This is a genomic window from Flavobacterium azizsancarii, from assembly GCF_027980145.1.
Taxonomy (GTDB): Bacteria; Bacteroidota; Bacteroidia; order Flavobacteriales; family Flavobacteriaceae; genus Flavobacterium; species Flavobacterium azizsancarii.
The window spans coordinates 23,423-43,214 of the sequence record NZ_JAMZNK010000029.1 but is presented as its reverse complement, the minus strand read 5'-3'; the positions used below and the strand labels follow the sequence as shown (position 1 = coordinate 43,214).

19 protein-coding genes are annotated in these 19,792 nt (G+C 33.5%); 13 read left to right on the top strand and 6 right to left on the bottom strand.

What is annotated here, in order from left to right; all coding sequences use genetic code 11:
• The first annotated feature begins 17 nt into the window (after positions 1–17).
• From NJT12_RS16230 to rodA, 5 genes are all read left to right on the top strand, one after another.
• Positions 18–1,046: a rod shape-determining protein gene (locus NJT12_RS16230; protein ID WP_026983887.1), complete on the top strand. Its 1,029-nt coding sequence runs from the start codon at positions 18–20 to the stop codon at positions 1,044–1,046.
• A gap of 109 nt (positions 1,047–1,155) precedes the next feature.
• Positions 1,156–1,980, top strand: a complete 825-nt coding sequence (gene mreC, locus NJT12_RS16225) for a rod shape-determining protein MreC (RefSeq protein WP_271336975.1) — start codon at positions 1,156–1,158, stop codon at positions 1,978–1,980.
• Complete coding sequence (locus NJT12_RS16220; RefSeq protein WP_271336974.1) at positions 1,973–2,479, top strand: rod shape-determining protein MreD; 507 nt, start codon at positions 1,973–1,975, stop codon at positions 2,477–2,479. Before mreC ends, NJT12_RS16220 begins: the two co-directional genes overlap by 8 nt.
• Positions 2,476–4,431, top strand: coding sequence for a penicillin-binding protein 2 (gene mrdA / locus NJT12_RS16215; RefSeq protein ID WP_271336973.1), 1,956 nt, complete (start codon positions 2,476–2,478; stop codon positions 4,429–4,431). The genes NJT12_RS16220 and mrdA overlap by 4 nt, the downstream gene beginning before the upstream one ends.
• Positions 4,432–4,445: 14 nt before the next feature.
• On the top strand, positions 4,446–5,681 hold the full coding sequence (gene rodA / locus NJT12_RS16210) for a rod shape-determining protein RodA (protein ID WP_271336971.1): 1,236 nt from the start codon (positions 4,446–4,448) through the stop codon (positions 5,679–5,681).
• Positions 5,682–6,213: 532 nt separating this feature from the next.
• Here rodA and NJT12_RS16205 read toward each other — a convergent pair.
• The 4 genes from NJT12_RS16205 to NJT12_RS16190 all read right to left on the bottom strand — a co-directional run bounded on the left by NJT12_RS16205 (position 6,214) and on the right by NJT12_RS16190 (position 9,921).
• On the bottom strand, positions 6,214–6,894 hold the full coding sequence (locus NJT12_RS16205) for a DedA family protein (RefSeq protein WP_271336970.1): 681 nt from the start codon (positions 6,892–6,894) through the stop codon (positions 6,214–6,216).
• 130 nt (positions 6,895–7,024) lie between these two features.
• Entirely contained in the window at positions 7,025–7,366 is a 342-nt protein-coding gene (locus NJT12_RS16200; RefSeq protein WP_271336968.1) for a heavy-metal-associated domain-containing protein, read from the bottom strand.
• Between the two features lie 36 nt (positions 7,367–7,402).
• The gene (locus tag NJT12_RS16195) at positions 7,403–9,409 is read right to left on the bottom strand and encodes a TonB-dependent receptor plug domain-containing protein (protein WP_271336967.1); all 2,007 of its coding nucleotides are present in this window, start codon (positions 9,407–9,409) and stop codon (positions 7,403–7,405) included.
• Positions 9,410–9,522: 113 nt separating this feature from the next.
• Positions 9,523–9,921: an HYC_CC_PP family protein gene (locus NJT12_RS16190; protein ID WP_271336966.1), complete on the bottom strand. Its 399-nt coding sequence runs from the start codon at positions 9,919–9,921 to the stop codon at positions 9,523–9,525.
• Positions 9,922–10,098: 177 nt separating this feature from the next.
• Here NJT12_RS16190 and NJT12_RS16185 point away from each other — a divergent pair, with 177 nt between their 5' ends.
• The 4 genes from NJT12_RS16185 (at position 10,099) to NJT12_RS16170 (ending at position 14,215) form a co-directional block, all read left to right on the top strand.
• On the top strand, positions 10,099–10,554 hold the full coding sequence (locus NJT12_RS16185; protein WP_271336965.1) for a GAF domain-containing protein: 456 nt from the start codon (positions 10,099–10,101) through the stop codon (positions 10,552–10,554).
• Positions 10,555–10,592: 38 nt separating this feature from the next.
• Positions 10,593–11,546 carry an energy transducer TonB gene (locus NJT12_RS16180; protein WP_271336964.1) on the top strand — a complete coding sequence of 318 codons (954 nt, stop codon included), beginning with the start codon at positions 10,593–10,595 and terminating at the stop codon, positions 11,544–11,546.
• 88 nt (positions 11,547–11,634) lie between these two features.
• Positions 11,635–11,901 (top strand): 30S ribosomal protein S15, encoded by a 267-nt coding sequence (gene rpsO / locus NJT12_RS16175; protein WP_041516556.1) that lies wholly within the window; start codon positions 11,635–11,637, stop codon positions 11,899–11,901.
• A 178-nt stretch (positions 11,902–12,079) separates the two neighbouring features.
• On the top strand, positions 12,080–14,215 hold the full coding sequence (locus tag NJT12_RS16170) for a polyribonucleotide nucleotidyltransferase (RefSeq protein WP_271336963.1): 2,136 nt from the start codon (positions 12,080–12,082) through the stop codon (positions 14,213–14,215).
• 138 nt (positions 14,216–14,353) lie between these two features.
• Here the strand turns inward: NJT12_RS16170 and NJT12_RS16165 are convergent, their stop codons facing one another.
• Positions 14,354–14,956, bottom strand: coding sequence for a CDP-alcohol phosphatidyltransferase family protein (locus NJT12_RS16165; protein ID WP_271337002.1), 603 nt, complete (start codon positions 14,954–14,956; stop codon positions 14,354–14,356).
• Between the two features lie 3 nt (positions 14,957–14,959).
• The gene (locus NJT12_RS16160) at positions 14,960–15,706 is read right to left on the bottom strand and encodes an LA_2272 family surface repeat-containing protein (protein ID WP_271336962.1); all 747 of its coding nucleotides are present in this window, start codon (positions 15,704–15,706) and stop codon (positions 14,960–14,962) included.
• 102 nt (positions 15,707–15,808) lie between these two features.
• On the opposite strand from NJT12_RS16160, the gene NJT12_RS16155 reads away from it, so the two are divergent.
• From NJT12_RS16155 to NJT12_RS16140, 4 genes are all read left to right on the top strand, one after another.
• Complete coding sequence (locus NJT12_RS16155; protein WP_271336961.1) at positions 15,809–16,771, top strand: hypothetical protein; 963 nt, start codon at positions 15,809–15,811, stop codon at positions 16,769–16,771.
• 211 nt (positions 16,772–16,982) lie between these two features.
• A complete protein-coding gene (locus NJT12_RS16150; RefSeq protein WP_271336960.1) occupies positions 16,983–17,411 on the top strand; it encodes a hypothetical protein in 429 nt (142 codons plus the stop codon).
• Positions 17,412–17,545: 134 nt separating this feature from the next.
• A complete protein-coding gene (locus tag NJT12_RS16145) occupies positions 17,546–19,276 on the top strand; it encodes a tetratricopeptide repeat-containing sensor histidine kinase (protein ID WP_271336959.1) in 1,731 nt (576 codons plus the stop codon).
• Between the two features lie 372 nt (positions 19,277–19,648).
• Positions 19,649–19,789, top strand: coding sequence for a hypothetical protein (locus tag NJT12_RS16140; RefSeq protein ID WP_271336958.1), 141 nt, complete (start codon positions 19,649–19,651; stop codon positions 19,787–19,789).
• Positions 19,790–19,792: the final 3 nt, after the last annotated feature.

Below are 19,792 nucleotides of genomic sequence, written 5' to 3'. Positions count from 1 at the left end.
AAACCCCTAAAAAACTTATGGGATTTTTTGATTTCATGACCGAGGATATTGCGATAGACCTTGGTACCGCAAACACTTTAATCATACATAATGATAAAGTTGTTATTGATAGTCCGTCAATCGTTGCACGTGATAGAATATCAGGCAAAATCATTGCTGTTGGTAAGGAAGCCAATATGATGCAAGGTAAAACGCATGAAAATATCAAAACCATAAGGCCTTTGAAGGATGGTGTAATTGCTGATTTTGATGCTTCGGAAAAGATGATCAATATGTTCATCAAAAGTATTCCTGCTTTGAAAAAAAGAATGTTTACTCCAGCTTTAAGAATGGTAGTTTGTATTCCTTCCGGTATTACTGAAGTTGAAATGCGAGCTGTAAAAGAATCTTGTGAAAGAGTAAACGGAAAAGAAGTTTACCTGATTCATGAGCCAATGGCAGCAGCAATTGGTATTGGTATCGATATTATGCAGCCAAAAGGTAATATGATTGTAGATATTGGTGGTGGTACTACTGAAATTGCAGTTATTGCTTTAGGTGGTATTGTATGTGACAAATCTGTAAAAATTGCAGGTGACGTTTTTACAAACGATATTGTTTATTACATGCGTACACAACACAATCTTTTTGTGGGAGAAAGTACTGCTGAAAAAATAAAAATTCAAATTGGGGCTGCTATCGAAGATTTAGACGGACCTCCGGAAGATATGTCAGTTCAAGGTAGAGATTTACTTACGGGTAAACCAAAACAGGTTGATGTTTCTTACCGTGAAATCGCTAAAGCATTAGACAAATCGATTCAACGTATTGAAGATGCTGTAATGGAAACATTATCGCAAACTCCTCCTGAATTAGCTGCAGATATCTATAACACCGGTATTTATTTAGCTGGTGGTGGATCTATGCTAAGAGGTCTTGACAAACGTATTTCGCTAAAAACAGATTTACCTGTTTATATTGCCGAAGATCCGTTAAGAGCTGTAGTTCGTGGAACCGGAATGGCACTTAAAAACATTGCAAAATTCAAAAGTATCTTAATCAAATAAGACACTAAACAAATAAAACATATCCTTACAAGAGTCAGGTTCGATTAATCTGACTCTTGTAAAACTTGAACCCAAAAGCATATCCTGAAACAAAATAATCGAACAAGAAATGCAGCAAATTTTTAATTTTATTATAAGAAACAGTAATCGATTGCTGTTTTTGCTGCTTTTAGGCATTTCGTTGGCTCTCACAATTCAATCCCATTCTTATCATAGAAGTAAAGTAATCAGTTCTGCTAATTTTTTAAGCGGCGGTGTTTATGAAAAAATTAATCGTGTAAACGAATATTTGAATTTAAAAACTGAAAATGACGAACTTGTACTTGAAAATGCAAGATTAAAAAGCCTGTTATTTAATAAAGAAGATACCACAAAACTTCCTCCACCGGATACTATCAAAGGCGTAAAACCTGCAGATATTATTGTTTCAAAAGTAATTCATAACTCATACAATACGCATGAGAACTTTATCACGCTAAATTCCGGAGCAAACGAAGGAATCAAGCCGGATATGGGAGTAATCAACAGCTTAGGAATTATTGGTATAATTGATAATACTTCGCCAAGATACTCTACAGTAGTTAGTATTTTGAATATGAGATCGCATATTAATGCAAAACTTAAAAAATCAAATCACTTTGGTTCTTTAACCTGGGACGGAAAAAGCACCGGATTTGTTCAATTAGAAGATGTGCCAAGATTAGCTTCTATCAGAAAAGGAGATACAATTGTTACAGGTGGCCAATCTGTAATTTTCCCTGAAGGAATCAACATTGGTACTGTCGATAAGATTTCAACAAAAGCGAACACTAGTTCCTATGTCATAAACGTTAAACTATTTAACGATATGACCAACTTAGGACACGTTTATATTATTAAGAGCAGGGACAGAGAGGAACTTATTAATTTAGAAAACAAGAAAAAAAATGAATAGCGCTTTGTTAGTCAATATTCTTCGTTTTATTATGTTACTAACAATTCAAATTGTTATTTTCAATAATATGAATTTTTTAGGGTACATAAGTCCCTTCCCATACATCCTATACATTATTTTGTATCCGGTAAACGGCAACAAGGCGGGATTAATTTTCTCGAGCTTTTTACTTGGTCTAACAATGGATATGTTTTGCAATTCCGGAGGAATTCATGCTACGGCATGTGTTATTCTCGCCTATTACAGACCTTATATTTTTAAGTTCTCATTTGGGCTTAGTTATGAATACCAAACTATAAAGCTGAACGATTCATTAACTCCTGAACGATTCTCATTTATTCTGGTCTCTGTTGTAATACATCATATTGTATTATTTATACTGGAAGCTTTTGAATTTAGATTTATTGGAGACATTTTGCTCCGAACTTTATTTAGTTCTATATTTACAATAATCACCTCAATTATAATAATTTACCTTATTAAGCCCAATAAACGATGAGAAAAGTTCTGCTGCCCTCTTTAATTATTATCGCAGCATCTTTGCTTGTGATGAGGGTATTTTATTTGCAAATTATAGATGATTCTTTCAAGTTAAAATCAGATAATAACGCAATAAAGAAACAGTACGACTATCCTGAAAGGGGATATATCTATGATCGATACGGGAAATTATTAGTAGCCAATCAGGCTTCTTACGATATCATGGTTATTCCGAGAGAAATCAAAGATGACTTAAATATCACTGAATTCTGTGCATTACTGAATATCACCAAAGAAGACTACGATAAGCGCATTGCAAAAGCCAAAGTATACAGCCCACGATTACCTTCTGTATTTTTACCGCAATTAAATAAATCTGAATTTGCCGCTTTTCAGGAAAAGATCAGAAAATATGAAGGTTTCTATTTCCAAAAAAGATCACTTCGTGATTACGAAGTAGATTATGGCGCCAATATTTTTGGCTCTATTTTACAGGTAAATGAAAAATTAATTGCTAAAAACCCTTATTACAATAGCGGTGACTTGATTGGAAGACAAGGTGTTGAAGAAAGCTACGAAGAAGTTTTACGCGGAATAAAAGGCGTAAAATACATCCAGAAAGATAAATATAATAGAGAAATTGGTTCTTATAAAGAAGGTAAATACGACACTATCGCTGTTGCCGGAGAAGACATTAATCTGACTATTGATGCTGAACTTCAAAAGTACGGAGAAGAATTAATGATCAATAAAAGAGGAGGAATTGTCGCTATTGAACCTAAATCAGGAGAAATTTTAGCGCTAGTTACTGCACCGTCTTATGATCCGGGTATCTTGGTAGGAAGACAACGCTCTAAAAACTATACTTTATTATATCATGATTCTATAGCAAAACCATTATATGACCGTGGATTACTTGCAGAATACCCGCCAGGTTCACCTTTCAAAATTTTAACAGGTTTAATTGGCTTACAGGAACAGGTAATAAACGAAAACACCACGTTTTTTTGTCATAATGGATTCAGTTATGGAAGAGGTCGTTTTATGAAATGCCATAGTCACGCACCAAACCAACAGTTACATAATGGTATTTACAATTCATGTAATACTTATTTCGCACAGACTTATATGCTAACTATAAATAAATATGCAGATCCGGCTAAAGCTGTAGATGTATGGAGTGATCACGTAAAAAGTTTTGGGCTAGGTCAGTTTATGGGATATGATTTACCAACCGGTAAAAGAGGAAATATACCAACATCTAAAACGTACAAAAAAATATATCCTAACGGAGGATGGCGAAGTACCACAATTGTATCGAATGCTATTGGTCAGGGAGAGGTTTTAATGACGCCTATTCAGTTAGCGAATATGATGGCTACTGTAGCGAATCAAGGTTATTATTATACACCTCATATCATAAAAAAAATTGAGGGCAAAAAAATTGATGCTAAGTTTACCACAAAACACGTTACTACGGTAGATCAAAAATATTTCCCTCCGGTTATCAGCGGTTTGTTTGATGTTTACAACCTTGGTACTGCGCGTGCATTAAGAGTTGAAGGTATTGATATTTGTGGAAAAACCGGGACAGCGGAGAATTTTGCTAAAATAAACGGAAAAAGAACACAGCTTAAAGATCACTCAATATTTGTAGCCTTTGCGCCAAAAGACAATCCTAAGATCGCAATCGCAATTATGATTGAAAATGGAGGTTTTGGTGCTGCAGTTGCCGGACCAATTGCAAGTTTGATGATAGAAAAATACCTAAGAAAGAAAATTACTAGAAATGATTTAGAAATTAGGGTATTAAACAAAAGTCTTGTAAGCGAATATGCAAAATTAGGAGGAATGACTGCAGCGAGCGCTATTGAATCTACTCCAAAAGACTCTGTTATGAGAGCTAAAATGGTAAAGCAACCACAAGTAGAAGTAAAAAAAGTACGTTTAGACACCACCCAAGAAAATTAATACCATTATTTCAAATGAAAAACCAAAGTATAAAAAATAACATTGACTGGATAAGTGTTTTTATTTACACTGCGTTGGTAATACTGGGGTGGCTCAACATCTATTCCTCATCATTATTATCTACGGACGGAACTTATCAAAAGCAATTAATTTTTATTGGTTGTACAATTCCTTTGATTTTTATCGTACTTTTTGTTGATGGAAAGTTTTATGAAAAATATGCCAGTATTATTTTCGGGGTTTCCCTTTTGTCTTTAGCCGGTTTATTTCTTTTTGGAAAAACCATCGCAGGACAAAGATGCTGGTACGCTATTGGAAGTTTTACCATACAGCCTTCTGAGTTTGCAAAAGCTGCCACATCATTAGCGCTGGCCAAATATCTAAGTGATACACAAATCAATCTGAAAGATGTAAACAGGCAAGTTCAGGCTTTAGCCATTGTATTTTTGCCTGTATTATTGATTTTACCACAACCGGATCCCGGGAGTGCCTTAATTTACAGTATTTTTATTGTTGTTTTGTATCGCGAAGGGCTGCCTTCATGGTATGTCTGGACTGGTTTTATCACCATAGTATTATTTGTCTTAACGCTTGTTTTAGAACCTTACGCAGTTATTTTAATTGCCTTGGGTGTATTAATTATTATACATTTTAAAGGCAGGGCCGTTGATCGAAATATAATTTTAAGCAGTATTTTATTAGCTGTTATTTCGGCTTTTGTTTTATCTGTAGATTATGTTTTTGACAATATCTTCAAACAACACCACCGTGACCGTTTTAACATATTACTAGGTAAAACTGTCGATATGAAAGGGATCGGATATAATACCAACCAATCAGAAATTGCCATTGGATCAGGAGGCTGGATTGGAAAAGGTTTTCTGGAAGGAACTCAGACAAAAGGAGGATTCGTTCCGGAACAACACACCGATTACATTTTTACAACTGTAGGCGAAGAATGGGGTTTTGCAGGATCAATGGTTGTGATCGCACTTTTTGTTGGTTTATTATTAAGAGTAATCTATCTGGCTGAAAGACAAAAAACAAAATTCAGCAGAGTTTATGGCTATTGTGTTGCCGGAATTTTATTCACTCACTTTTTTGTAAACATTGCAATGGTTATTGGAATTTTCCCAACAATTGGGGTTCCCCTGCCGTTCTTTTCATATGGCGGTTCCGGACTTTGGGGATTCACTATTTTATTGTTTATCTTCTTGAAAATGGATGCCAATAAAGTAAATGAATGGTAATCCTTTGGGATAAATTCTAAATTTAAAAAATTGCTGCACCTGTTCGCTATCGCTCGGACAATGTCATTAAGTTAAGAAATTTTTTAATGCGAATTAACTCTTTCAGAATCCGTAATCTTGTCATCTCGACGCAGGAGAGATCATACAAAAAAATCGACAAAGATTAGCGAATAGCTGAACGGAAATACTAGTGTGATCTCTCCTTCGTCGAGATGACAAACTTTGTGGTTACTTCTCTGTCTATTACCCATTCGTTAACTTAATGATACTGCCCAAAGCCTCGAGACACAAAGCTTTGTACACTTAGATTATGTAAACACAACTTAAATCTTAGTGAACTCTGCGAAAAATCTTTGCTTTCTCTGCGGTAAAAAATAGTCACTTTGTATATTTTTTTATACTTTCCACAAGATTTAGCATTGATTCATATTGTGCTCCAACGTTTAAATCATCGCCATACTTAAAAAAACTATCAAGCATAAAAAAAGTCCGAAGCTTTAAACTTCGGACTTTTTTGTATTTGTATATTTAATTATATCTTTTCGCTTGGTCTTTTCTTTAAAAGCTTTACCAAAACCGGAAATGTAGATATGATAACAATTATGATAATGATATATTCAATATGGTGCTTTAGATCAATTCCTTGTCTTAGAAAGATTCCATACAAATAATGACCTGCAAAAATCAGAATGAACGACCATAAAAATGAACTTAAAACATTAAAGAACATAAATTTCTTTTTATCCATAGAAACGATCCCTGCAATGATTGGTGCAAATGTTCTGAAAATTGGAAGAAAACGCGCATAGATAATCGCCTTACCGCCATACTTCTCAAAGAAATCCTTAGATTGTAACAAGTACTTCTTTTTGAACCAAAATGAATCTTCTTTTTTAAACAAATAATAGCCACTTTTGGCACCAAACCAATATCCTGTCATATTACCCAAAACTCCCATTATTGCAACAAGCGTAGAAAGGACAAATACATTTATGAAATCTGCCGGAATATCAACAACATTCAGCATTAAGTCACGACTATAAATACCCGCTAAAAAAAGTAAACTGTCTCCCGGAAGAAAGAAACCTGCAAAAAGTCCTGTCTCTGCAAAAACAATAAACAAAACAATAAACAAACCAATTTGAACACCTCCTATACTTAATGTAATATAAAATTCAGGGTTAATTAATTGACTCCAATCAAAATTATTCATAAATGCGTTTGGTTATATTTATAAGTTCGTGAAATTAACAATAATTTGCTTCAACACCAATAATTTGCTCTATTTTAAAGATAAATTAACTATTAAAAAGCCCTGACAAAAACATGGGCTCTCAAAATAATTATTCTCTTACATATTTACAACAAGAATGCAAATTCTCATAATCAGCTTCAGTTGCTTTAACATCCTTAGTATCATGCCCTACTTTAGCAACGGCTTTATTCAAATCTTCCGGAGACGATTTCTCTTCATTTAAAATTACTGCCAATTGATGCGAACTAATATCCCAGGTAGCTGATTTTACTCCAGGAACACTAAATGCTGCTTTTTCGATTCGCTTTTTACATTGCTCACAATTACCGTTTACTTCTGTTGTGTATTTTAAATTCTTATTTTTTTTAGTTTGAGCCTGAGCCGAAAATCCTAAAAAAGTGATCATTGCAATTAAAATTAAATTTTTCATTTTATTATTTGTTATTGATTTTTGAAATTGAATTCTTTATTTTATTTTAAATCGTAATCCTGCGTAATACATTTGTCCAAAAATTGGAGCATATGCAATAGAAGCATCAAAGTTAGGACCAAAAGGATCTCCGGCACCCAAAATAGCTTTCTTCTGTTTGTAATTTCCAATGTTTTCCCCTCCTGCATATACTTCTAAAACTGACGAAAAAACTCTTGTTACCTGAACATTCATAACGGCATACGATGGCGAAAAATCAGGAAACTGATCCTCCACAGGATTTGATGCTGTATAAGGCAGCTGTTGTTTTCCGGACCAATTAAAGGTAAAATCAAACTTCCATTGTTTTTCATCTTTCAATTGGGTTTCATATTCCAGATTTCCTAAAAAACGAAGTTTCGCCTGCAACGGACGCTGAAAAGTACCCGTTAAATAATCCGTTTGAACATCATAATATTTATAAGCAGTTCTTAAATTCAAGTTATGAATCAGCTCATAATTAAACTCGAACTGAAAGCTATTTGCAAAAGAGCTACCTCTTAGATTATAGAACGAAACCTCTTGCGGGCTTTGCATCAAATCTACAATTGCCTGATTCTTAAAATCGGTACGATAGAAATCAAATCCTACCTCAGCATTTTTACTGAAAAGTTTAAATTTCTGAGAAAAACTCACACCGTAGTTCCATGCAATTTCAGGATTCAATCCATAAATCTTTCCTCCGGTATCTAAAATGGAGAACGTTCTGGAACTAGCAAAAAGCTGTTGATTCTCTGCAAAAATATTCGCTGAGCGTTTTCCCCTTCCTGCAGAAAAACGAAGTACTCCATCTTTCCAGGGATTATATCTCATATGCAAACGAGGTGTTGCAAAAAAGCCCAGACGATTATGATTATCAACTCTGCCTCCTAAAATCAAACTAAAATTATCATTATTATCATATGTATATTCAAAGAATGCTCCAACCGAATTATCAATTCTACTGTAATCCGTTACATTAACAAATTCCTGATACTGATCGTAAGTAAAATTTAAACCGGTCGAGAACTTGTGTTTTGTATTATTGATAATCGAATTGAAAATTAAATTAGAATAAAAACTATTCTGTCTGATATCATATAAATTCAACCCAAAATAAGAGTTTTGATTGTGGCTGTTAAAAGCATTCTGAAAACCAATACTCTGATATGGCATATCCTTAAAAACGTAACCCACTTTTGTAGACACATCAAAACGTTCCGTATTAATTTCAGATCCCCAATGATTTGTAGTACCGCGATCTCTGTCTTTATCAAAATCAACTTCTCCCGTTTGTTTTTTATCATTCATATATCTAAAATTGATAAAGCTCACAATACCGCTTTCGGGATTATAATATTGATAACGGTTCAGGACATTGATTTGTTTCCCTAGCGGATTATCCAGAAACCCATCATCATTCATGTCATTTTTTGCAACACGGGCATTTCCGTGAACAAACAAACTTGTTGCCCATTTATCAGACAATTTTTTATTAAAATGAGTATTTACCTCAAAACGGGCATCGGTAGAACCATAAACATTCAGGAAGAACGGAATGTCGCTTAAAGGTTTTAGAAGTTCTGTATTTATTTGCCCTGAAATACTCTCGTAACCGTTTACAACACTACCGGCACCTTTGGTAATCTGAACACTCTCGATCCATGTTCCGGGCGTAAATGACAAACCGTAAGCCTGGGAAGCGCCACGAACCGAAGGAATATTTTCTTCGGTAATCATTAAATAAGGACTTGTCAGACCAAGCATTTTTATTTGCTTGGTTCCTGTTAAAGCATCAGAAAAATTCACATCGATTGAAGGATTTGTCTCGAAACTTTCGGCCAGATTACAGCAAGCGGCTTTTAACAGTTCTTTGCTTGTAATAACAGTTGTATTAGCAGTAAGCGTATAGGATTTTTTGATTCCTTTTTGCTTTTTGGTAATTTTCACTTCCTCTAAATTCTCTTGTGAAAAAGCAGAAAAAGAAAGTAAAATCACGCCCAAAAGCATCATATTTTTTTTCATGAAAAAGATTTTAATAGTAATTAGAAAAGCTGTTTTTAAGCATATCCTCAATTGAGAAATAAGCAAACAGCGTATTGCAAACCAAAAGACGGCTTGACTCTAAACTATCAAAATCAGGAATAAAAAATATACTGGTGATATAATTTAAATAAAGGAGGAGCATTCGCATCAGAATAATACGAAATGATCTGACTGCTTTTAAAAATTGGAATTGTTACAAAAACAATTGATTTGAATTCCTGTACTACAGGTGCAAAAGCAAATTGAAAAAAGAAAAACTTAAGAGTAGCATCGTCTGATTTTTTTTCAAAATGAACCACTTTGTCCTTACAACAAGAAGATTCTTTTTCAGACACTCCACAACATTTCTTTCCGTGAGAGGCAGCAACGGAAGTATTTAATGAAACCGAAGCGATTTTACCTCCGCAATAATGCACATCAAAAGCAAACCCTATGTTGGAAACCAACAAGAGCAATGCTAAAAATAGTCCTGTGCACTTTTTTAAATTCATGCTGCAAAATTACCTAAAAAAAGAATATAAACTAATTTATCTATACAGGAAAAAATGCCTTATATAGTATTCCAGTAAGACTTAAATTTTAGCAGGCATTTTTTTAAAGAAAAAATTTTGAGATTTATATGTTTTTTGAGATTAGCTTTAAATACTTTTGTATAAAATTTTCACATCATGACATTTCAGGAATTACAACCAAAAATAAGCGCTATTGTTGCTGACACTAAAACTCTTAGAGACGAAAAATTATTATCGATCTGCCAGCTTTTAAATGCAGAAATCGAATACTACAACTGGGTTGGTTTTTATTTTGCCAATCACGAAACCAAAACATTACATTTAGGTCCATATATAGGAGCAGAAACAGATCATACCGTTATCCCATTTGGAAAAGGAATTTGCGGACAAGTAGCTGAAAGTAACGCCAATTTTGTGGTGCCGGATGTTGCCGCTCAGGACAATTATATCGCCTGTAGCTTTACGGTAAAATCTGAAATCGTTGTTCCTTTATTTGTCAACGGGCAAAACATTGGTCAAATTGATATTGACAGCCACGTAATAGATCCATTTACAGAAGCTGATGAAAGATTTTTAGAATTTGTAAATCAGGAAGTTGCTAAATTATACTAAACTCAACATACCCATCTAACTTAACCTTGAAATATATTATGAAACTAATTTTACGTATTTTTATTTTCTTTACAATTTCGACAAAACTATTTTCTCAAACTACAATTCCAGCGAGCAAGATCACTTATCTGGACTCCAGTTGGGTCGAAAGTACGGAGGACAACTATAAATACATTAGAATTGTTGAAGAATATTTTTTAGATAAGAAGGCTTACGTTTTAAAAGAGTACTACAAATCCAAAGTTTTAAAAATGATTGGAACTTCTGCAGATAAAGATGTTATCAAGCGTGAAGGCCAGTTTGTTTACTATTATGAAAACGGAAACAAAAAATCGACTGTTAATTATTTGAACGGAAAAAAGACCGGAAAAGAATTTAACTGGTATGAAAACGGCAACATAAAATCTGAATTTGAATATTTTACTACTAATGATGATAACACCGATTATAAATTAAATAATTACTGGAACGATCAAAAGGAGCAAAAAGTAATTTCGGGCAATGGAGATCTCGACTATAAAGATGAATATATAGAAGAAAATGGAAAAGTAAAAAACGGCTTGCGAGATGGAATCTGGAAAGGTAAGTTTCTAAAATCAAAATATAGTTTTACAGAGAATCATGAAAACGGCAAACTGGTTTCCGGAATAACCTTAGATTCTTTAAATATTGAACATCCTTATACTGTTGCCGAACAGCGCCCTAGTCCTAAAAAAGGTATTAAGTCCTTTTATAGTTATATTAGTAAAGCAATGTACATACCGTTAGAAGCCAGAAATAAAGCATATGGAAAAATATACCTGACTTTTATTGTCGATAAAGACGGAAGTTTAGTTGATCCTAAGATATTAAAAGGAGTTGGATACGGATTAGATGAAATTGCAATCCTGGCTATAAAAAATGCTAAAGACTGGAATCCGGGCACAAAAAGAGGCATCCCGGTAAGAGCTCGTTACTCGCTACCTATAACAATTGTAAAAAACAGGTCGTAAAATTCTTTTTTCCAAAAAAAAGTTCTAATTTTGCACCCGTCTTACAAAAGATGTATGACATACATAAAAATCATTAAATAATATTGGAATGTATTTAACTAAAGAGAAAAAAGAAGAGATTTTTGCACAACACGGTGAAGCAACAAACACTGGAAAAGCAGAAGCTCAAATCGCATTGTTTACTTACAGAATTAGTCACTTGACTGAGCACTTGAAAAAAAATCGTCACGATTATAATACTGAGCGTTCATTAGTACTATTAGTAGGTAAAAGAAGATCGTTGCTTGATTACTTGAAAAAGAAAGAGATCAACAGATATCGTGAGATTATCAAAGTATTGAATATCAGAAAATAATCAATATAGAAAAGAGGTGCGAAAGTGCCTCTTTTTGTTTTTACAGATTATATATATTACAAGCATTTTTAAAAAGAAAAAAAGTTTGGTTTTTCATTGGGTTTTAGAATAAACAACAACTACACACAACAACTACAACACAACTAAAACCCATTGTATAACCAATAAGGAAAAAATTATGATTCCACAATTATTTGTAGAAAGTATCGATTTAGGTGATGGCAGAAGCATCACAATCGAGACAGGACGTTTAGCCAAACAAGCTGATGGTTCTGTAGTAGTAAGAATTGGTAAAACTGTTATTTTAGGAACAGTTGTATCATCAAGAAAAGCAAGTCCGGGTATTGACTTTTTACCGTTAACGGTAGATTACCGCGAAAAATTTGCAGCAGCAGGTCGTTTTCCAGGTGGTTTCTTCAAAAGAGAAGCTCGCCCTAGCGACAGCGAAGTATTAACAATGAGATTAGTTGACCGTGTTTTACGTCCGCTTTTCCCAAGTGATTATCACGCAGAAGTTCAGGTTATGATTCAGTTAATGTCTCATGACGAAGAAGTGATGCCGGATGCATTAGCAGGATTAGCAGCTTCGGCAGCTCTTGCATTGTCTGACATTCCTTTTGAAACTTTAATTTCTGAAGCAAGAGTTGGAAGAATTGACGGTAAATTTATCATCAATCCATCTCGCGCACAATTAGAATTATCTGACATAGATATGATGATTGGAGCTTCGACTGATTCTATCGCAATGGTAGAAGGAGAAATGAAAGAAATCTCAGAAGCTGAAATGTTAGAAGCAATTAAATTTGCTCACGAACATATTAAAAACCAAATTGCTGCTCAAGAACGTTTACAGGCTGCTTTTGGTAAAAAAGAAGTTCGTACTTACGAAACTGAAAAAACTGACGATGCTATTTACGCAAAAGTAAAAGCAGCGGCTTATGATAAAATTTACAACATTGCAAAAGTTGGTTCGGCTAAACACGAACGTTCTGCTGCATTTGATGCTGTAAAAGAAGAAGTAAAAGCGTTGTTTACAGAAGAAGAATTGGCAGAAAACGGAGATTTAGTTTCTAAATACTTCTACAAAACCAATAAAGAAGCTGTTCGTAACGTAACTTTAGACTTAGGAACTCGTCTTGACGGAAGAAAAACTACAGAAATCAGACCTATCTGGTGTGAAGTAGATTATTTACCATCTGTACACGGTTCTGCATTGTTTACACGTGGAGAAACTCAAGCTTTGGCAACTGCAACTTTAGGAACGTCTAGAGAAGCAAACCAAATTGATTCACCATCTGAACAAGGAGAAGAAAAATTCTATTTGCACTATAACTTCCCTCCATTTTCTACAGGAGAAGCTCGTCCGTTAAGAGGAACTTCAAGAAGAGAAGTTGGTCACGGAAACTTAGCGCAAAGAGCATTGAAAAACATGATCCCTGCTGAAAATCCTTATACAATCAGAGTTGTTTCTGAAGTATTAGAATCTAATGGTTCATCTTCTATGGCTACAGTTTGTGCAGGAACATTAGCATTAATGGATGCTGGTATTCAAATGATTCGTCCAGTTTCTGGAATTGCAATGGGATTAATCACTGATGGTGATCGTTTTGCAGTTTTATCTGATATTTTAGGTGATGAAGATCACTTAGGAGATATGGATTTCAAGGTAACGGGAACTTCTGAAGGTATTACAGCTTGTCAAATGGACATCAAAATTGACGGATTGAAATACGAAATCATGGAGCAGGCTTTGGCTCAGGCTCGTGACGGTCGTTTGCATATTTTAGGAAAATTACTTGAAACGCTTGCTAAACCAAATGCAGATGTTAAAGCGCATTCTCCAAAAATCATTACCAGAACTATTCCTGGAAACTTTATTGGAGCATTAATTGGACCTGGTGGAAAAGTAATTCAGGAATTACAAAAAGCTACAGGTACAACTATCGTGATCAACGAAGTAAACGAAGAAGGTGTTATCGAAATCTTAGGTACAGATCCTGCTGGAATTGAAGCGGTATTGGCAAAAATCCAATCTATCACTTTCAAACCTCAAATGGGAGAAGCTTACGAAGTTAAAGTAATCAAAATGCTTGATTTTGGAGCTGTAGTAGAATATACTGCTGCACCAGGAAACGAAGTATTGCTTCACGTATCTGAACTTGCTTGGGAACGTACCGAAAATGTTACTGACGTAGTAAACATGGGAGATGTATTCCAGGTGAAATATTTAGGATTAGATCCTAAAACAAGAAAAGAAAAAGTGTCAAGAAAAGCACTTCTTCCAAGACCTCCACGTGAGGAGAAAAAAGAGTAATCAGATCTTAGTTTACTAAAGGTTTATTCATAGAAAACCCCAGTTCATTTAGTTGAATTGGGGTTTTTCGTTTTCATTTCTATATCCTCATTTTACATAAAAAATGTAAACCAGCACTTAACCTGTTTCTTAAACAACTCAGCCATTAAACCATTTATGTCGCTTAATTGATTTTCCGTTACGGATTAAATATGCATGATAAGAACTAGGAACATCATGCGTCCATTTAGGAAGAAAATAGATTATCAGATATACATCAATATGCCCCACTACACCAAAAAAAACAGCCAGAAAAAAAGGAATTCCGGCGTGACCAAAACCAATCATAGAGACAAATGCAAGCAACAATGTTACTCCCCATAATTTAGACAAAAGAGCATGTGTACAGGTTTCTTTTTTGAATTTTAAAAAACTAAAAACATAGGTTAGTCCTTCCATCACAAAAATTAAATAAATAGCATATTTATGTTCTATAATAATTTCGGGATTTAACAACCAGGCGCACCAACCAACACAAAGCCAAAAAACCAAATCGACCTGACTGTCCATCCTTCTTAATTTTTCTGATGACACACCTACTCTTCGGGCAATGATACCATCAAAAATATCTGTTAGCAATCCCAATATCATTAGTGCCACTAAAATTAATCTGGCATAAGTAAAATTGTTATTTGCTATCACAATCATCACAAAACCTAGCACTAATCGAATAGCAATAAGTACAAAAGGAACTTTTTTCATCATTTAAAAATTTAAAAAAGGCATTGCCCTTTTGTTATTTACATTCCAAAAACCCAGTTGAAAACCCTTAGAGTCTGATTTATTAAAAACACCAATCTGCAACCCCTTATTAATTCTGGCTTGATTAAAAACTCCTATATGCAAACCGCTCAATTGATACGATCTATTGTAAACACCAATCGCTGAACCTGTCAAATTATTATTTGCACTATACAATCCAATTGAAATTCCGTTTTGCTGATCAGCAATAGTTCCCAAAACAGTAACTGAAAGTCCGTTGAAATTTTTGAATTTGTTTCCAGCAGAAATATTCAGCCCGTTCATACTTGTGGTTGTAAAAAAACACCCGGAACTAACATTTAGACCATTTAATTTTAAATAGGGCGTATAATTCATGTTTTTAATCTTATAATCTTCTTCGGTCGCTTTTACAATCACTTCCTTTTTATAATTTTCGATTATTTTTTCCATATACATTAAACACATAAAAGCATATAAAACTCCTGCTGCCGGCGCCGGATTTGCCTCTATATTTATACCATTAATTGTCTGAGAACTTATGCGTTTATTTTCAACATGTCCAACCCCCAGAACCAATCCGTTTACTTTGTCTGTTTTTTTAGAAATGGGCGAAAGACTAAAAATTCTCGAATGCTGCTCAACAGAATCAATGGCCTGATTTTTAATTGTATCCTGAGCGCGCATTACTCCAAAGACAAATAACAAGAGCACTAAAAATGATGTTTTCATAATTATAGTTTTAAAATTACAGGACAAACCTATTGCAATTATCACATATAATTTTGCAGAAATCAATAATGGTATTTTGTATATTTGCGATTATCGCAAATTATGAAATATCAGGAAACGTTTTTAAAAGCAATCAGAAATAAAATTCAAACCTCAATTTCTCTAATAGATGAAATTGCAACTGTTTTAGAAATCAGTTACGATGCATCGCATCGCAGGATATCGGGAAAAAGTAAATTTTCTATTGATGAAACTATTACGCTGGCGGATCATTTCAATATTTCTCTTGATAATTTATTTTCAAAAAAGGAAAAAGTAATTGTAGAGAAAACAATCGAAATTGAGACACTGAAAGACATGCACCACTATTTCAAAACATCGGCGGAGCAAATTGAACTACTGACTAAAAACCCGCAAACCACACTTTTCTATTCTGCTAAGGATATTCCGTTATTCTATTTTATGGACGGCACTATTTTATCAAAATTTAAAGCTTTCGTATGGTTGAATCTTTTGAATACAAATCAGAATAAAGTTGCCTTTGAAAACTTTGTAATCGAAGAATCTTTTACAGAATACATGCAAAAACTAAAAAATGCCTACGAAAACAGAACGGTAAATGAAATCTGGAACGACACTACGATAAACAGCAGTTTACAGCAAATCTTATACTTCTATGAAGCTGGCTTGCTTAATCTGAAAAATGCCAACGCATTATGCACTGACTTAAAGAGAATCATCAATTTGATTAAAGAAAAATGCAACGACCCCAATAACAACTTCTCTATCTATTATAATGAGCTAATATTACTGAATAATAACATGCTTATAGAAGCAAACGAAAAACTAACGATGTTTGTACCTTATACACTTTTAGGTTACTTTATTACTGATAATGAAGAGAGCTGCAAAAATGTATATCGGTTTTTCAAACAGCAAATCTCCAATTCTAAGCCTTTAGGACAGTCCGGGATTAAAGAACAAAATCTATTCTTTAACAGAGCGATTAGAAAAATAGAGTATTATGTCGAAAAAATAAATGCTCAAGTTGATTTATTTTTTTGAAGCATCTTTTACTAAAAGTTTATTCACACAAACCCCAGTTCATTTAGTTGAATTGGGGTTTTTCGTTTTTATCTTAAAACGGCAATCACAATAAAAAACATTTTTAACAAGAATACAACCAAAAAAAACACACCAAATTCACTCTTTATTCGAAGAAAAAAAATAACTTTAACCCACCAAAAATAAACATATTAACCCTAAAACCCCTTTTATGGAATTTAAAGTTATCCAGATTACCAAAATCAACAACATCGATTTCAAATTCACAGACACAGAGAATCTTACCTTTCCTGTTCCTCCCCTAGCTTCGGCAAACCATTTTTCAGACAATGGCGTAGACACATTAAAAATCTGTGCTACGATCTACATTAATTCTAAAGATTCAAAAACCCCGGTTGTGGGAAGCCTATCAGAAGATGAGAATGTTTTCGAAATTTTTTTCGATTACGATTGGGATGATGCCTCACCAGAAACTTATGATGTTTGGTACGTAGAGATCGACTACACTTCTAAAACCGTTGGAAACATCACAGAAGTTGTTTCTTATTTGAAAAATTTAAATTCAACAACTCATGTTGGAGGTGGTTTAGGAGAAGATCCAAAAATATCTAGAGGCACAAAAACAAGTGCATCAACTTAATATAAAAGAAAGGCATCTCTATCACATTTTCATCATCTGTATATACATTGCAGTAAATATTTGACAATTATTAAGTTTACAATCCATAAATCATAAATACAATTGAACATTATTGATTTTATTAAATACTAATAATGACAAAAAAAATACACACCTTTCTTTTATTGTTTCTTTTTTTACCCTCAATAATTTTCTCTCAACAAGAAAAGAACTCGAAGTATTTTGATATTGCTGTTCAAAAAAAAGCAGCTACCATAAAAAGCGAAAAAAACTTCAGCAAGGCACAGTTTTTTTTTTTAAGAAAAGAATGGGACTCTACATTAGTATATTCTGTAAAACAATTAAACTCTAATACCGATTTAGCAACTAAACAATATTGTCATTATTTCAGAGGGTACTCATTGATGATGAAAGGGCTCTACCAACAATCACGTATTGAATTTGACTTAATAAGTAAATCATTCCAATATTATTATTTAGTTGATAATAATATTGGATTGTTATTTTATTTTGAGAAAAATTTTGAAAAAGCAATTATTTATTTTTTAAAGGCTCAAAAAGAAATATTAAATCATAAAGACGAAACTGAAATAGCCGATTTATACAGAAATATTGGGATCTGTTATTTACACTTAAAACAGTTTGATAAAGCGGAGTTTTATTTAACAAACGATATTTTTTTAAATCCAAAACATATTACAAAAAGTGTTGTACGAGCTAACATAAACATCGCCAATTTCTATTATGCACAATATAAAGACCAACAAGCCATATACTATTTTCAAAAAGCTTATAATTTATCTAAAGACATAAAAGATTTCGACCTTAAACAAACCACAGCCTTCAACATGGCTGTTGTAGAAGAAAATAGAGGCAATTATAAAAAAGCTATAGATTACAGAAAAGAAGCAGAAGATTGGAAGGACTCTCTAAACAACCAAAACAAAATATGGGCAGTCGCTGATTTTGAGAAAAAGTTTACTGTTGCTCAAAAACAAAAACAAATTAAAGTACTAGAAGTCGAGAACAAGCTAAAAGATACTCAACGCAACAGTCTGTTTTTTGCCTCAATAGGCTTACTTTTAATTTTAACCGGAGGCGTTTACTTATACGGTCAAAAAGTAAAAAACGCGAAGACCATTTTACTCCAAAAAAACAAACTCGATGAACTCAATGCTACTAAAGATCAATTGTTCTCTATTGTTAGTCATGATTTGAGATCGTCTGTAAATGCACTAAAAACGAGTAACGCTAAATTATCTGCTACACTCGAAACTAAAAACTATGATGAACTTCATCAACTTATCATCCAGAATAGCACTATTGCCAATGGCGCTTATAGCTTACTAGACAATTTACTGCATTGGGCGATGCTGCAAACGAAACAATTGTATTTTCATAAGGAATCTATTCATTTGTATTCTATCGTTCAGCAAATCGAATACAACTACAAACCTTTGCTTCTGGACAAATCGATTACTTTTGATAATTCGGTTTCGAAAAATATTTTTATTTATGTAGATCTTGATTCCCTAAAGATTGTGCTTAGGAATTTACTAGACAATGCCATTAAATTCTCTAATAGAGATGGAAAAATAAGTTTTTATACTCAGGAAATTAATCCCGATTTCTGCACCCTTATCATTGAGGACAACGGAATTGGAATGAGCCAGCAAACTATTCAAGAATTGCTTACTGAGAACGAATTGTTGGCAAAAAAAGAAAACTCAGAGATTATAGGAACTGGTTTAGGCTTGCAACTATGCAAACAAATGATCCGAAAAAATAGTGGCACGCTAGCCATAGAAAGTCAAATTGGAAAAGGAACTAAAATGATATTGACTTTCCCAAAAACGATTGCTTAAAAATCTTTCTATTGGGCAATCTTTTTTATTTCTCATAACCCGTTCGTTGGGTGTAATTATTTTTAACACATAGAAACATAGAATTATTGAACTTAAAAAAGGCGTTTCACCAGCATTAACACATCCCGATAGCTATCTGGACTATGTGTGAGAAACGAGTTTCTTTTTATTTTACTTTTTTCACAATCATAAATGCTATATTTCTATGGGTGCCAATTAAAATATTTAGGCATTTCACCCAACGGGTTTCTCGTAATAATCTACTAAACAAATCAATAAACTTATTTCACTCTAAATTATCCTACATTTTTTTATGTACTCGCCTTATTTTTTTGTTTATTTTTATTGCTATAATCAAAAAAATAAAATACCATGAAAAACAAAATCACAGCAACGGCAAAAACATCAAACCTAAAAGACTTCACTCCTCTTTCCAGAAAACAACTACAAGTTATTACAGGAGGAGACGATCCTAAAACATCTAGAGGAACAAAGACGAGTGTAAATGATTAATTC

Bases quoted from the DNA above. Each gene is read 5' to 3' on its own strand.
- NJT12_RS16230 (WP_026983887.1), top strand. From the start codon at position 18: ATGGGATTTTTTGATTTCATGACCGAGGATATTGCGATAGACCTTGGT.
- NJT12_RS16190 (WP_271336966.1), bottom strand. From the start codon at position 9,921: ATGAATTTAAAAAAGTGCACAGGACTATTTTTAGCATTGCTCTTGTTG.
- NJT12_RS16150 (WP_271336960.1), top strand. From the start codon at position 16,983: ATGGAATTTAAAGTTATCCAGATTACCAAAATCAACAACATCGATTTC.
- NJT12_RS16155 (WP_271336961.1), top strand. From the start codon at position 15,809: ATGAAATATCAGGAAACGTTTTTAAAAGCAATCAGAAATAAAATTCAA.
- NJT12_RS16160 (WP_271336962.1), bottom strand. From the start codon at position 15,706: ATGAAAACATCATTTTTAGTGCTCTTGTTATTTGTCTTTGGAGTAATG.
- NJT12_RS16170 (WP_271336963.1), top strand. From the start codon at position 12,080: ATGATTCCACAATTATTTGTAGAAAGTATCGATTTAGGTGATGGCAGA.
- NJT12_RS16140 (WP_271336958.1), top strand. From the start codon at position 19,649: ATGAAAAACAAAATCACAGCAACGGCAAAAACATCAAACCTAAAAGAC.
- NJT12_RS16180 (WP_271336964.1), top strand. From the start codon at position 10,593: ATGAAACTAATTTTACGTATTTTTATTTTCTTTACAATTTCGACAAAA.
- NJT12_RS16195 (WP_271336967.1), bottom strand. From the start codon at position 9,409: ATGAAAAAAAATATGATGCTTTTGGGCGTGATTTTACTTTCTTTTTCT.
- NJT12_RS16165 (WP_271337002.1), bottom strand. From the start codon at position 14,956: ATGAAAAAAGTTCCTTTTGTACTTATTGCTATTCGATTAGTGCTAGGT.
- NJT12_RS16205 (WP_271336970.1), bottom strand. From the start codon at position 6,894: ATGAATAATTTTGATTGGAGTCAATTAATTAACCCTGAATTTTATATT.
- rodA (WP_271336971.1), top strand. From the start codon at position 4,446: ATGAAAAACCAAAGTATAAAAAATAACATTGACTGGATAAGTGTTTTT.
- NJT12_RS16200 (WP_271336968.1), bottom strand. From the start codon at position 7,366: ATGAAAAATTTAATTTTAATTGCAATGATCACTTTTTTAGGATTTTCG.
- mrdA (WP_271336973.1), top strand. From the start codon at position 2,476: ATGAGAAAAGTTCTGCTGCCCTCTTTAATTATTATCGCAGCATCTTTG.
- NJT12_RS16220 (WP_271336974.1), top strand. From the start codon at position 1,973: ATGAATAGCGCTTTGTTAGTCAATATTCTTCGTTTTATTATGTTACTA.
- mreC (WP_271336975.1), top strand. From the start codon at position 1,156: ATGCAGCAAATTTTTAATTTTATTATAAGAAACAGTAATCGATTGCTG.
- rpsO (WP_041516556.1), top strand. From the start codon at position 11,635: ATGTATTTAACTAAAGAGAAAAAAGAAGAGATTTTTGCACAACACGGT.
- NJT12_RS16185 (WP_271336965.1), top strand. From the start codon at position 10,099: ATGACATTTCAGGAATTACAACCAAAAATAAGCGCTATTGTTGCTGAC.
- NJT12_RS16145 (WP_271336959.1), top strand. From the start codon at position 17,546: ATGACAAAAAAAATACACACCTTTCTTTTATTGTTTCTTTTTTTACCC.